Origin of the sequence: Rudanella paleaurantiibacter (assembly GCF_009184635.1) — a bacterium.
GTDB lineage: Bacteria > Bacteroidota > Bacteroidia > Cytophagales > Spirosomataceae > Rudanella > Rudanella paleaurantiibacter.
In genome coordinates this window covers 684,184-697,977 of sequence record NZ_WELI01000003.1, presented here as the reverse complement: position 1 = coordinate 697,977, position 13,794 = coordinate 684,184, and the positions used below count along the sequence as shown (strand labels likewise).

Genomic DNA, 13,794 nt, shown 5'->3' with positions numbered 1-13,794 from the left:
CGCTTTTCTATCTGTATGTGCTTGTCTATTTCTTCGATCCAAAAAACAGGGTAGCGTAGCCTGATGAGAAGAACGCTCGCTTGTCGGCCCCGGCCATGATGGAGATAGGTTTGGGGAACAGCTCGGCCAGAAAACCGATTTCAATACCCGTGGTGTTGTTGCGGAAAGCGCTTAATTCAAAATTGACAGCCGCTTTCACGTTGGCTCCTGCCGTAAACTTCGACTCACCGAAGCCCCGAAACAGACCGCCCGAGCCAGTGGGTAGTGCCCCCGTACCGGGCTGCCCGCCCGTGCCGTAGAGCGATGAGGCTGGCACCGTGCGGGTGCGGTTACCGCTTTCGCTGATGGTAACGTAGTAGGGTTTCACAATGCCCAATGAAGGCCCAACGGCAAAGATGGCATTGATCGAGATGCCTTCGTCGGCACTGCGTTCAAACAGGGAGATTTCGCGTCCGTATTGCGGGCGTACCACAAACAGGTAATTTTCTTTTCCGTATGTAAACCGCGAGCCCGTAAAATTTACGGCCTGTTGCACCTCTTTCGGGTGCTTCACGTTTACAACCTCTACCGCAAAGTAGCGGTATTGTGGCCGTCCCAAAAAGGTCTCAGCAAGGCGTTTGCTTTGCCGGAAAGCAAAGCCGCCCAGAAGCCCCGAATTAGTGTTAGTAGTTACGCCGAAGGTGGTCACGGACTGGTATGGTTCATCTTCGGCGTCGGCGGACTGCTGCATCTGTGCATAGCTCGGCCCTGCCAATAGCAGAGAAGAGACTAATCCTACACCTAAAAATTTGTATAAGCGTTGCATGACCGTGAGTTTCAGGAACTAAAAATAAAAAGAAAAGAGCAGTTTACAATAAAATGTCCATTTGCTTTTAGGTTAACGATGTTAACCGTTTTATGTTTGAGGGGAAACGCGATGAATTATGCCAACGATTCACATTGATTATACGGGCGACCTACGCACCGAATGTACACACTTACAGTCTGGTACACGTATTCATACCGATGCCCCCACCGACAATCAGGGGCGGGGTGAGGCCTTCTCGCCCACCGATTTGGTGGCCAACGCTTTAGGGGCTTGTATTCTGACCACGATGGCCATTTTTGCCCGCCGGGATGGCATAGAGCTGAAAGGGAGTTCTATGCGTGTAACCAAGGTGATGAGCGCAGAGCCCCCGCGTCGGATTGCGGCAATTCATGTGGAGCTGACCCTGCGGGCCGAAAACGCCGACGGCCCTTTTATGCCCGACGACGAAACCCGCGCCCGGCTCGAACGTATTGCCCATACCTGCCCGGTAGCTATTAGTCTGCACCCCGACCTGCGGCAGGAAGTGACCATTGAGTGGGCTACAACCCAACCCGTTTGAACACTTTTGCGAATTAATTACTTAGTGGATTAGGATTTGATTAGTTAATTCTTGACGTATGAAAAAGCAAACTCGTAAGCTGGAGCCTCCCAGTAGCATGTACCTATTGGCGGTACTGCCGCCGTCGACGATTCAGGACGAAGTGACGGCGTTTAAGCAACAGGCGCTGGAGCGCTTCAAAACGGGTCATGCCCTCACGGCTCCGCCCCACATTACGCTGTTACCCCCCTTCCGAAGCAGCCGAACTGATTTCTCGATTCTGCGTGAATTTGCCGCCGAGCAGTCGCCAATTGATATTCAGCTCAAAGACTTCGACCGGTTTGATCAACGGGTGATTTTTGTGGATGTGGTTCCCAACGAACCTCTGACGAGTTTACAAAAAAGCCTGGAGCTGTACGCACACTACCATCTGGGTATTGAGCCCGAGTACCGGCCTTTCCGCCCGCACATGACAGTGGCTTTTAAAGACCTGAAACGCCCCGCTTTCCCGGAAGCCTGGGCTTACTTTGCCGAGCAGGCCTATGAGCGGTCGTTTACGGCTGATACCCTGTACATGCTCAAACACAATGGCTCAACCTGGGAAGTGTTGGAACAGTGGGCCCTTAGTAATAATTAGCGGGGTTGCGTTGCTTCGGGCAACAGTAGGCCACCGCGCCAAAGAGCCGTCGAGCAGGGAAGTTGCCTGCCCGACGGCTTTTTCGTTGGGTAATCTATTCGGCTGGGGCGCGCAAATCAAGTGTATGAAACAGAAACAGTCGCGCTACGTGGTTATTCACAAAGCTGTTGCCAGCGGCCGTTTGCTGATACAGATTCATGTAGCCTCCCTGCAAAATCAGGTTCTTGCGAATGGGGTATGATAAACCCACAAAAAAGCGGTTCTGGTCGAAATAGTTGTAGGTGATCTGCTTGCCGGCGTTAACAAAAAGCTCGTTCTGAACCACCGCGTTTACCACGCCCGGCCGAATGGTTTTACCAGCCAGGGGCATTTGTAGTAGCAGGTTGTAGCGCATTCGCCAGTTGAACCCGTAACCGTCGGCCAGCTGATCGCCCTGCACCCGTCGGTTGAATCGCTGCTCGGCCCGTACCCACTGGGTCAGAAAGAACTTACCGGCATGGCCCGACCACCAGATTTGCTGCCAGGGGCGGTGTTCGGGGCGAATAACTCCGCTCGGCGATAGATACGAGCTGATGAAGGCATACCCCGCCGTGAGCCGGATATTATCGGCTGCGTAGTAGGTGAGCCCCGCCCGGAGCAGTTGCTGATTCCAGCGTTGCAGAAAGTCGGTCCGGCGGAGGTGTACTTCGGCCCAGAGGCCCGTTCGGTTGGTAAAGCGGGTCTGATTCAGGTAACCGACCCAGGCTTGTTCTTCGTCAGTAACTCGTTTCTGAACTTGCGCCTGCGCCCAAAACGAGGTGAGTAAGAACGATGCAATCACGCAAAACTGTTGCATAAAGAAGGTGAAGTATGGTGAACGAATGGGGACTTTCCGACGGTCATTGCCGTATCGGTAGCTACCCATTTCTGGTGAATAATGGCGCAATATAAATGGTTAATTAAAACTATAAAACCAATAGATTATAGCTATTAAAGTCTATCTAAAACCGGGATTATTGGGAGAATTGCTCTCTGTCTGCTCCAAAAAGGTCTGAAAATTGGGGTATTTACGCTGGGTGGGTGTTGCGTAACCAGGGAGTGGTTTTTACAAACTGCCAGCCAGTGAGGCAGAGGGCAATGGCCAACCAGCCAAGAGCCGGTATGCCAAACATAATGAGCAGTAACCCGGCCAGAAACCCGCCTAATACTTGTTGCTGCCAGCGGTCGGGGTTCCAACGGGGGCGGTAGGCAAACGTATGGAAAAACAGGAGCCAGCCAAGGCCCGTAAACCACAGCGTTCCCATGTAAACCGGGCTCACACGCACGGGCGCATTGTACAGCAGTACCGGAAGTTCGGGGAGCCAAAGAACGGTGTACGCCAGAACATACCGACCCAGTCGGCCCCAGGGCGAAATAGGCAGGTTGGGTAACAGCCGGAGCCATGTTTGCTCAAACTCGAAAAACAGGCGGCAGAGGGGCGCATGAGCCACCAGGCTCATCATCAGGCCAATCAACAGCAGTCGTTGGTCATAGTCGTCGGTGGGGTATAGGCGGCATACCCCAATCAGGAGACCCACCGAGGCCGCTTTGGAGAGTAACGTGGCTACCGGCCGGTGACGCAATAAAAAAGAAGGATAAAACAGGACGTACGGGATTGACCAACGCCAACGCGGCAACCGGAGAGCACGCTCAGGGTAGGGGTTTCTGACGCGTTCGTCGAGCCCATAGGCACTCGCGCTCACCAGCAACAGGACCACACCGGTCAGCGCGGCATTGGCGGCCCAGGTCTGATGCACAAACCCCCGCTGAAGCATCCAGCCCGCGTAGGCTTCGACGGGTAGTAGCAGGGCTGCCGATACCAGTACCCAGCCAGCCCAGCGTGTAGAGCGGGGGAGCAACCGTGCCGACAGCAAAAACCGTTGGGGGGGCTCGCTCAGGAGCTGCCGGGTAAAGACCGTAGCCCGGAGCGTGTACAGGCCCCAGAGACTGGCGGTCAAAGCGAGCAAAAACGGCGACGTCAAAATGGCCGCCATAAGTGCGTGGTGGTCTTGCGGACGCATGAATCCGAAGGCCAGATAAACAACCACACCAAGAAAACCGGCATTGCGGGTGTAGTAAGGTGCAACCAGCGTGCGGAGTAAAAGAGTCATGGGAGCGGGGATGGCGCGCCTAAAAATAGTATCATTGTCGGCTGAAAGCCACAGAAAAATGACAAACGACAACCCAACCGACCCTTACGACAACCGATACGATAGCCGACCGACCGACAATCAGGACCAGACGCAGGCGGCACCGGGCAGTAGCCCATTAGATCTGTTCAAACCCGCGCCCGACTACCGGGTGACCCCCGTTTTGCTGTGGCTCAACATTGGCCTGTTTGCGTTGATGGCGCTGACTGGAGTCGACGTGTTGCAGCCCTCCAGCGAGGGTCTGATTCGCTGGGGAGCCAATTTTACGCCCCTCACCCTCGACGGCCAGCCGTGGCGGCTACTCACCTGCTGTTTTATCCACATCGGTATTCTGCACCTGGTGTTCAATATGTACGCGTTGATGCAGATTGGCCCGATTCTGGAGCCTTTACTGGGAAGCGTGCAGTTTGGGGTGACGTATCTGGTTACGGGCCTGATGGGTAGCGTAGCCAGCCTGTGGTGGCACGATATTATTGTCAGCGCGGGGGCATCGGGGGCGATTTTTGGGTTGTACGGCGTATTTCTGGCCTTACTCACCACTAACTGGCTACCGGCCGAAGTGCGCAACGGAATGCTCAAAAGTATTGCCCTGTTTGTGGGTTTTAACCTGATGCTGGGTATGAGCGCCGGTATCGACAATGCGGCTCACATTGGCGGTTTACTCGCGGGTTTGCTCACGGGCTACACCTACTACCTGTTCATGTTGCGGGCGGGCCGATCGGCCAACCGGCCGTTGGTGCCATTGCTGTTTCCTGCCGCTTTGGTACTGGCCACGGCCGTGCTGGTGTACGCCTACACCGACAACCCGATGGCCAAATACGAGAAAATTATGGAGCGGTTCGGGGAGTTGGAACGGCAAGCGATGGACTCGTTCAAACTGCCGCCTAACACGCCTGCCAAAGGGGTGGCCGATGCCCTGAGCGAGCGGGGTATCCCGGCCTGGGAAGAGGCCATTCGGACGTTGCAGCAGGCCGATTCGCTGGACCTCTCTGAGTCTCTCGACCGGCGAACGACGTTGCTAAAAAAGTATAGCCAGCTGCGCCTGAACAACTTCCAGCTTCTGCAAAAATCACTGCGCGATACTACCCACCGCTACGATGCCCAGATTGAAGCCACTGACCGGCAGATCAGCGACGTGATGAAGCAACTCAAGGCCAGCCGTTGACCGGGCCATAAGGCAGTATAAAACCGGGCTGCTTTGTTTTTCTGCTAACAGGCCGGGTCAATAGCCATAGCGGTCCCGTAAAAACTGACTCAAACCTTAATCACTGGTCCAATGGAACATGCACAATCTCGCCGTCGCTTTCTGGGAACGACGGCCGCTCTCGTGTCGGGAGCTATCGTAGGAAGCCAAAAACTGTTTGGGGCACCCGCCCTGATTCGGAGCCTCAAGGAGTCGAGTTCGCTCATCAATGGTGTGCAGATTGGTGTAATTACGTACTCGTACCGCGATATGCCCGATCAGAGTGCCGAGGCTACCCTTAAATATGTGCTCGACAGTGGAATCAGTGCGATTGAGCTGATGGGCGGCCCGGCCGAGTCGTTTGCGGGGGCACCCAAGAATACGGTCGATATGCGGTCGGTGTTTCCGTTGATGCGCAAGCGTCGCGAAAATCAGACACTCACCGACGACGAGCAAAAAACGCTGGCCGAGGCCGACGCGCAGATGAAAGCCTACCGGGCCGAAGTGGCCAAATGGCGGCTGTCAGTACCGATGAGCAAGTTTGAGCAGGTTCGGAAGATGTACAACGCGGCCGGGGTAAGCATCTACGGCTTCAAACCCGATGCGTTTGGCATGCAAAACTCCGATGCCGAAATTGACTACGGTATGCGTGCGGCCAAGGCGCTGGGGGCCAATCAGGTCACGCTCGAACACCCGGCCAACGACGCTCACACGCTCAAACTGGGCCAAATGGCAGCTAAACACGGGATTCGGGTGGGGTACCACGGTCACGAGCAACAAACGCCGACGTTCTGGGATACGGCCCTCGCGCAATCGCCGGGTAATGCCATGAACTTCGATTTGGGCCACTACATCGCGGCTGGGCAACCCGACCCGCTGGGCCTGATTCAGCGTCGGCACGACCGCATTTCGAGCATGCACATCAAAGACCGGCAGGGACCAGCCAACGGTAAGAAAAACCTCCCCTGGGGGCAGGGCGATACGCCCTTGACGCAGGTGCTGGGCCTCATGCGGGAGCAGAAATACACGTTCCCGGCTACGGTTGAGCTGGAATATCAGATTCCGGCGGGTTCCAATGCGGTGGCCGAGGTAAAGAAGTGCATGGAGTTTTGCCGGAAAATTCTGAGCTAAACCGATTGCAACAAACCGTTTTCGACCAGAAAAACCCGGTCGATGGGCAGGGTTGACTGCCCGACGTCCTGATGGGACGCCAACCCAAACGAAACGCCCGCTGCCTGCCGCTCGTGGATGAGGTCGTACAGGATTTGCGCGGCCCGGTCGTCGATGGTTGTCAAGGGCTCGTCGAGCAGAATAAGCGCGGGTTGACCCAGAAACGCCATCAGCAGGGCCACTTTTTTCTGCATACCGCTCGAATACGTACCGGTGGGTGTTTTCCAGTATGCATCAACGCCGAGTTGTTCGGCCAAACAGGCGACCTGCGTACGGGTTGCCTGTTTGGCTTTTGCCACAAACTGAATAATGTCGTAGGCCGACAGGAAATCGGGAAACAGGGGCTCTGCTTCGGCATAATTAACCCGTAAACGGTAAGGAACCGGGTGCCGGTTGATCTCGTACTGTTCGTTCAGCCAAATTTCACCGGCAAACGGGAGCATACCGGCTATTGTCCGCAAAAACGTGCTTTTCCCCGACCCGTTAATCCCCCGAAACCAGTACGTACCCGCCGGTAACTGGAGCGATGGCACCGTCAGAATAGGCGTTTCGTGGTAAGCTTTCCGAAAATTTTTAATTGTCAGCAGCATAAGAGTCAACGTTACTGAGCTGGACCGGTGCCCACGGTGCGCCACCAGGCCGATTGGGGGAGCGGTTGCCCCAGCACTATGGGTTGCCCAATTTGAGGGGTTGCAAAAGGCATTCCGGCGGCCTGAGCGCGTTTGGTGAAGCGCTCAACGGGTTCGGTCCAGGCGTGGTAGGCCAGGGCAAATTTACCCCAGTGTACGGGTACTATCGCCTTGGCGTTCAGGTCTTGGCCGGCCTGTACCACCTCTTCAGGAAACATGTGGATGTCCGGCCACAACTCGTTGTACTGCCCGCATTCGAGAATAGCCAGGTCAAAAGGGCCGTATTGTGCGCCCAACTGAGCAAAGGTTTTATCGTAGCCTGAGTCGCCACCCAGAAAAAGGCGGTAGCCGGGCAGTTGCAGCACATACGATGCCCAGAGCGTGCGGCCCCGCGCCAGTGCCCGACCCGAAAAATGCCGTGCCGGGGTAGCTGTTAGCCGAATGCCGTCCTGTACCGTTGTGGTTTCGAACCAGTCGAGCTCGGTAATCCGGTTGGCAGGTACACCCCAGTGTTCGAGGTGCGCCCCTACGCCCAGCGCAACCACAAACTGCTTCACCTTCGGTATCAGGGCTTTAATGGTTGTGTAGTCGAAGTGATCGTAATGGTCGTGCGATAACACCAGCACGTCGATGTCGGGCATATCGGCCGGGCTGTAGGCGTCGCTTCCTGCAAACGACTTCCCAAAAAACGAAACCGGTGCGGCATTCCCGCCAAAAACGGGGTCCATCAACAGCGTAAAGCCGTTGTGCCGCAGCAGGTACGACGAATGCCCAAACCAAACCAGGGTCGGCTGAGCGTCGGGCAGGGTGTTGAGGTCTGTTCGTACCGAGGGCAGCGGCTGCTTGGGTTCATTCTCAGCCGAACGGTTCCAGTAACCACTAAGCAGTTTCAGAGCGGTCGATTCCTTGCCCTCCACCGACGTTTCTTCCCGGTTCTGAAACGAATTGTCCCGGTAATGGGCCGACTTCTGAATGCGCTCCAGACGGGCACCTGTCGGGTCGGTACCAAAAACGGGTAGGCGAAGCAAGGCAAACAAAGTGGCCGTCAGCAGGGCCACCACAACGAGGGTTATTACCATCATGCGGGTAAATCGGCGGGTCATGGGGGGGCAACGGCCGACACCGCCGAAGGGTTCCGGCAGTGTCGGCGGAAATGATGAACGGTTAGTTGACTGGTAGACCGGAGGGCACGGCCTTACCACCGAACCGAAGCCCGAACCCCACCCACGAAGTTACGCCGGGCCGATGCGTTGTAGAATCGGTTGCCAAACGCGTTCAAATCGTACCCTAAGCTGTATTGTTGATCGAGCAGGTTGTCGCCGGTCGCGAACAGATCAAGCATGACCGGCCCCAGCGTGCGCCGGAATCCAACCGTTGCCGTGGCAATCCGGGTGGGGTCGGCGGTGGCCGTGTTGGCGTCGTTGAGCGCAAACGGGCTCAGGAACTGATACGTCAGAAACGCGTACAGCCCAAAGCGGGTGTTCAGGTCCAGGCCCGACACATTGGTGGTGGGTGCCACACCCGGCACCCGCTTGCCCGACACATCGGCGGTACCCTGCCGGTAGTCGCGGTAGCGGTAGTTGGTGAGCGTGAGGGCGTTCCAGATACGCAACGACACCGGATTACCCAGACTACTCTGTTTCAGGATCTGATAACTCAGCAGGGCTTCGAGGCCGCGTTGCTCAGTACGGCCCGCGTTGGTGAAGGTCTCGGCCCCGGCATCGGTTGTGCGCCTAACAATGGTTTCGCGCAGGGCAAACTGGTACGCAGCCAGGTCGAACTGAAGCCGCCCGGCCAGGGTAGAGCCGCGCAAACCCAGCTCGTAGCTCGTGCCGCGCTCCGGCGTCAGACGCGGATTGAACACCAAATCCGACGGCCGGATTTCCTGCAAGGTAGGCGCCGAATACCCCGTGCTGATGCTGCCGAATACCGAAATGGCGTCGGTTAGTTGCTTGAGCAAGGCCACGCGGGGGAGCCATACCGGGTCGAACGTCCGGCGTTGTTCATTGGCCGGGCTGTTCGAAAAGCGTGTAAATTGGTAGCGTACCTCATTGCGGCTGATGCCCGCTGTGAGCACAAAACCGGCCGGCAACGTGCTTTCGACCTGCGCAAAACCAAGCCACTGAAGGGCTTTCAGCTCGTCGTCGGTTTGGAGGGTGTCGATTTGCCCGCGTCGGTTGCCGTAGTTTCGGGAGATGGTAAAATTATGCCCAAGCTCGGCTCCGAACGTAATCACCGTCGGGACGCCCTCCCGGACGGCCTGCCAGCGGGTTACGGTGCGGCCCCCCAGACCCTGATCGGCCCGTCGTTCGTAGTTGGTGATAAACGGGTTCCTGAAATCTGTGACGGTAGCGTACAGGGCGGTGGTGTTTTGCCAGCGTTCGTTGAAGCGGTAGGTTTGCGACAAACCGAGGTACCCCAATTTCTGGTAGATAGCCGCCTGCTGCTCGGCACTGCCGGGCGTAGCGCGGGTGGCTGGGCGAGCCTGTCGCGGGTCGAGCCGGTACTGAGCCTCAGTAAGCCCGCCCGGTGTTTGGTAGTTAAGGTCGGAGAACAACCCCAGCACCGATATGGTCCGGCGGTCGCTCACCCGAAACTGACCGGTCAGCTGCACATTGTCGCGCCGGAGGGCCGAATGGGCTCGGTAGCCCGTGGCTCCCAGATTCTGATAGCTTAGGTTGAGCGACGCGTTTTCGCGGCCTGAGGTTACGGCTACGCCCCCTCCGCCCAGACCGTACGAACCAGCCAGACCGTTCACCTCCACGCTCGAGACACCGGGTGGGGTGGCCGGTCCCGAAAAGAGTACAGCGCCACCGGTATTGGCTCCGTACAGGCTTCCGGCCGGTCCTTTGAGTACTTCGGCCCCGCCCAAAGCGCGCACATCGAGCGCGTTGAGGGGCGTGTTGCCGCCCGCATCGGTCAGGGGCAGGTCGTTCCAATACACTTTCACGTTGCGCACCCCAAACGGCGACCGAATCAGGCTTCCCCGAATGGACAGCCGGTAGCTGCCCGGCGACCGCTCGTCGGCCCGCACACCGGGCAGGGTGTTCAGGGCAGGCACCAGCGTAGGGGCACCAAACCGCTCGGTAAGCTCCCGGCGGCTCAGCAGCCCTACCGAGGCCGCTGTTTGGAGGAGGGGGCGGTTGCTTTCGTAAGCGCGCACCACTACCTCGTTGAGCCGGATGGTGTCTTGCGTAAGGGTGTACGATTGCGGGGGCGCGTCCTGCGCGAAAGCGCTACTGACGGAAGCGACGAGAGCGACGTATAAAATTCTCATTATGTAAGATTACTCGGAAAAAGAAGGCCTGCCGATGGCTGGCGTGCGAATGAGTTGCCGGTCGGAGCCACGGATGCTTATCCCACAACGGCCCGAAACCCGGTTTGGTTACCAGCCGTTGAAAGAGAAAAAGGTTTTTTACGAAAAAAGTGTAGAGCTGACATCTAAACGCAGGCTACGCTCGTACACTTTGCTATGGGCTGAGAAAGGCGACAAATGAACTGAGCAATTTGGGCTAAATCATTTGTAAAGACGTTCAAGACCCTATCCCATGAGATGCGTGCAACGGGTCGCCTGAAGAGCGACCCGTTGTCTGTTTAGGCAAAAACAAGCCACAGGTTGCGCAGGCCAAGAAAAGCCGAGATGGCCACTACCAGCCCCATGGCTATATTTTGCCACAGGTTGTTGCAGTATTGGGCAGGTAGTAGCTTTCGGTTGTTGACGGCCAGGAGCAGAAAGACCGCGACAACAGGAAGTAGCAGTCCGTTGGCCGCCTGTGCCAGTACAATAACCGGCACAGGCTTTACGCCCAGTAAGCCAAACAGCATCCCGACGCCCATCACAACAAGCCAAACGGCCCGGTAAGCCGTTGAGGTGTCGGGCCAGCCCAGCAAGCTTTTGGCGGTAACGGCGGCCGCCAGCGGGGCTGTGAGCGCTGAGGTAAACCCGGCCGCAAACAGGCCAAAGGCAAAGAAGCTCCCCGCCCAGCTCCCCATGCGACTGCTCAGGGTCTGAGCCACGTTTTCGAAGGAAAAGCTGCCTGTAACGAGCGTGCCTGCCAGCAGAATGGCTCCGGAAATAAGCCCTCCGATAGCTACGGCCAGGCCGATGCCCCAGCGCATTTCGGACAGTTGCTGCCCTTCACCAATGCCCGATCCCAGAAACAGGTTGTAGGGTACAATTGTGGTGCCAATCAGTCCAATAACAAGTACCAGCGAACCGTCGGGCAGGGTTGGTACTACCAGCGAGGTCATGAGGGCGGAGGTATCAGTCACGGCCTGAGCCGCTACGTACGCAAAGGCAATGCCCATAAGCCCCACCACCATACCCAGAAACTTGGCAATACCCCCCGTTGAGCCCGCCCAAAGCAGGGCTGTACTTACTACACCTACGACTATCGTAAGCACCCAGGCGGGCAGCTGTGTGAGCAACGTTAGTCCGGCTACGGCTCCCAGAATGTTGCCTGCCTGATAAGCCGCGCAACCAAGGGCCACGGCCCCGAACAGAAACAGGGGGAGTGCCTTTGACCGTAAGCCGTAGGTTTCTGAGATGATTTCGCCCAGGCTGCGGCCCGAGGCAATGGTGATGCGGGCGGCTGCTTCCTGCAATAAAATAGTGCCAAGGGTGCTGAACGTGAGCGCCCAGAGCAGTGAAAAGCCGTACTGCGAGCCCGCCATCGAACAGGTTGTGACGGTGCCGGGGCCAATGAAAGCCGCCGAGATAACCGACCAGAACAGAACACTGCCTAAGCCGGAGCGAAAGGATAACGATTTGGGCATTCTTGACGGTTTATGGTTTATCGTTTCTGGTTTATGGTTAGCAAAACGTACAATCAGCGAGAATCCGCTAAATCCGTGTTATCCGCGTGCCATTAAACTCCAAATTGATTGGCACGCAGATGACACGGATTGGCCAGATTTTCACGGACAATGAGTTAAAAGACAATAGCCTCTTCTGGACTGGAGATTGTTCGCCACGGAGTACTGTGATTTGTGTCAATTTGTTGACAGTAAGTTGGTTGTGATTCTAACTAAAAACTACAAACCGGAACGCCGGCTGGCAAAACCTACGCCCCCAATCCGGCAAATACGTCGCGGGCGTAACGCAGGTCTTGCCGGTGCGCGTCAACAGCGTTGAGGGTATGGGGTGTTTGGGCTTCGAGGCACTGTTCGAGAACCAGGTGAGGGCGCACACGCAGGGCTTTTAGGTCGCGGGTGAGCCGCCGGTAGTCGATATCGCCGTCGGTGAAAGTTTCCTGCCAGATACCCCCTTTCGATTGCCGGATGTGCAGCTCGACAATGCGGCTCCCGAACTGTTTGACAATATCAAACAAGGCCACCTGCGAGTTGCCCGTACCCCGGTACACCCAGTGGGCGTCGAGGCAAAAGGCCACATGGCGCGGATTGGTGTTGAGCATCATGTGGTAAAACTCGCGGGCCCCCGCCCGAAACTCAGGGTCGTGGGTGTGGTAGGCGAGGGTAAGTCCCCGGTTGCGGAGGGCGGCTCCGAGCCGGTCGAGGTTGCGTGCCTGTTCGGTGAGTTGCGCGTCGGTTTTGTTGTCGGCACTGCCCCATTTAAGTGGGTTCGGGTTGGTGACAACAATCCGGGTGCCCAGGGCTTTGGCGGCTTCGGCAATGGCCACTGCTTTGTCGATCGAAGCGGGGGCGTCGGCGGCTTCGTGCAACGAGCTGTTGACGTAAATAGACCGCATCTCCAGCCGATACCGACGTAGGTAAGGCGCCAGTTTGGTCACGTCGTCGGGCGTGTTTAGGCTGGGTTCGTAATCGGTCAGGCCCGCGGCCACGTATTCCGTCAGCGACGCGTCGGGGTCGGCCATCCAGACCTTTTTGTCGCGATTGTAAAACGTGTTCCATGTGTACGAATTGCACGACAGATGGGGCTGGGCGGGGGCGGCCAACGCGGTTTGGGCTGGCAAAAGGGCGGCTCCGGCCAGGCCCGAAACGGTTTTCAGAAATGCTCGGCGAGGGGTAGGCATAGGCAGATGGATGCGCAGGTCTACCCGTAGAAACCAAAAAACACCCGGCGTCTAACCGGGTGTTTGGGTAAATGTGCTTAGTGGCCCGTCTACGACAGATATTTCCGCAGCATCCACGCCATTTTTTCGTGTTCTTCCATCATACCCGTCAGGAAATCGGCCGTTCCGGCATCGTCCAGCTCTTCGTCGGTCGTTTTCACGTCGTCGCGCAGTTCGCGGGTCACTTGCTCGTGGTCGGTCAGCAGGCGCTCAAACATATCACGGGTTTTCACCTCGCCCGACTTATCTTCTTCCAGGCTGGTTTCCTTCACAAAATCGGCCATGGTCGACAGGGGCTTGCCACCCAGCATTCGGATACGCTCGGCTACCTCGTCAATCATTTCTTCCAGTTGCTTGTACTGCTCCTCAAAAAACTCGTGGTATTCCTTGAAGCTTGGACCCGCTACATTCCAGTGGTATTTGCGGGTTTTGATGTACAGTACGTGCAGGTCGGCCAGGTACGCATTGAGCAGTTCGTTGTCTTTTTTCAGAACGTCTTTGCTAAGACCGATGTTGGGCTGAATGTTTTTAACGCCTTGTTCTTTGGTCTCCGGTTTGTTCAGATCGGTAGTCATAACATGAGTATGTAAGATTCAACAGGTAGAACCGGGCCGGGTAAAAATTGTTGC

The 13,794-nt window shown here is 56.8% G+C and carries 13 protein-coding genes; 4 read left to right on the top strand and 9 right to left on the bottom strand.

The annotated features are described in order from the left end of the window. Positions 1-25 precede the first annotated feature (25 nt). Complete coding sequence (locus F5984_RS11405) at positions 26-805, bottom strand: hypothetical protein (RefSeq protein WP_152124361.1); 780 nt, start codon at positions 803-805, stop codon at positions 26-28. Positions 806-923: 118 nt separating this feature from the next. Between F5984_RS11405 and F5984_RS11400 the strand changes: the two genes are divergently transcribed. After that, complete coding sequence (locus F5984_RS11400) at positions 924-1,367, top strand: OsmC family protein (RefSeq protein ID WP_152124360.1); 444 nt, start codon at positions 924-926, stop codon at positions 1,365-1,367. A gap of 58 nt (positions 1,368-1,425) precedes the next feature. Then, complete coding sequence (locus F5984_RS11395) at positions 1,426-1,983, top strand: 2'-5' RNA ligase family protein (protein ID WP_246168923.1); 558 nt, start codon at positions 1,426-1,428, stop codon at positions 1,981-1,983. 94 nt (positions 1,984-2,077) lie between these two features. Here the strand turns inward: F5984_RS11395 and F5984_RS11390 are convergent, their stop codons facing one another. Then, positions 2,078-2,818 (bottom strand): DUF2490 domain-containing protein, encoded by a 741-nt coding sequence (locus F5984_RS11390; RefSeq protein WP_246168921.1) that lies wholly within the window; start codon positions 2,816-2,818, stop codon positions 2,078-2,080. Positions 2,819-3,029: 211 nt separating this feature from the next. Then, on the bottom strand, positions 3,030-4,112 hold the full coding sequence (locus tag F5984_RS11385; RefSeq protein WP_185155485.1) for a hypothetical protein: 1,083 nt from the start codon (positions 4,110-4,112) through the stop codon (positions 3,030-3,032). A gap of 58 nt (positions 4,113-4,170) precedes the next feature. On the opposite strand from F5984_RS11385, the gene F5984_RS11380 reads away from it, so the two are divergent. Then, entirely contained in the window at positions 4,171-5,316 is a 1,146-nt protein-coding gene (locus F5984_RS11380) for a rhomboid family intramembrane serine protease (protein WP_152124358.1), read from the top strand. Between the two features lie 111 nt (positions 5,317-5,427). Beyond that, positions 5,428-6,465: a sugar phosphate isomerase/epimerase family protein gene (locus F5984_RS11375; RefSeq protein ID WP_152124357.1), complete on the top strand. Its 1,038-nt coding sequence runs from the start codon at positions 5,428-5,430 to the stop codon at positions 6,463-6,465. Here the strand turns inward: F5984_RS11375 and F5984_RS11370 are convergent. The 6 genes from F5984_RS11370 to F5984_RS11345 form a co-directional block, all read right to left on the bottom strand. Beyond that, complete coding sequence (locus tag F5984_RS11370; protein WP_152124356.1) at positions 6,462-7,094, bottom strand: ABC transporter ATP-binding protein; 633 nt, start codon at positions 7,092-7,094, stop codon at positions 6,462-6,464. The genes F5984_RS11375 and F5984_RS11370 overlap by 4 nt on opposite strands. Positions 7,095-7,105: 11 nt before the next feature. Then, positions 7,106-8,215, bottom strand: coding sequence for an MBL fold metallo-hydrolase (locus tag F5984_RS11365; RefSeq protein WP_246168919.1), 1,110 nt, complete (start codon positions 8,213-8,215; stop codon positions 7,106-7,108). Between the two features lie 113 nt (positions 8,216-8,328). Beyond that, entirely contained in the window at positions 8,329-10,410 is a 2,082-nt protein-coding gene (locus F5984_RS11360) for a TonB-dependent receptor (protein ID WP_152124354.1), read from the bottom strand. A gap of 317 nt (positions 10,411-10,727) precedes the next feature. Next, positions 10,728-11,909, bottom strand: coding sequence for an Nramp family divalent metal transporter (locus tag F5984_RS11355; RefSeq protein ID WP_152124353.1), 1,182 nt, complete (start codon positions 11,907-11,909; stop codon positions 10,728-10,730). A 287-nt stretch (positions 11,910-12,196) separates the two neighbouring features. Then, positions 12,197-13,126 carry a sugar phosphate isomerase/epimerase family protein gene (locus F5984_RS11350; RefSeq protein WP_152124352.1) on the bottom strand — a complete coding sequence of 310 codons (930 nt, stop codon included), beginning with the start codon at positions 13,124-13,126 and terminating at the stop codon, positions 12,197-12,199. Between the two features lie 89 nt (positions 13,127-13,215). After that, the gene (locus F5984_RS11345; RefSeq protein WP_152124351.1) at positions 13,216-13,740 is read right to left on the bottom strand and encodes a Dps family protein; all 525 of its coding nucleotides are present in this window, start codon (positions 13,738-13,740) and stop codon (positions 13,216-13,218) included. Positions 13,741-13,794: the final 54 nt, after the last annotated feature.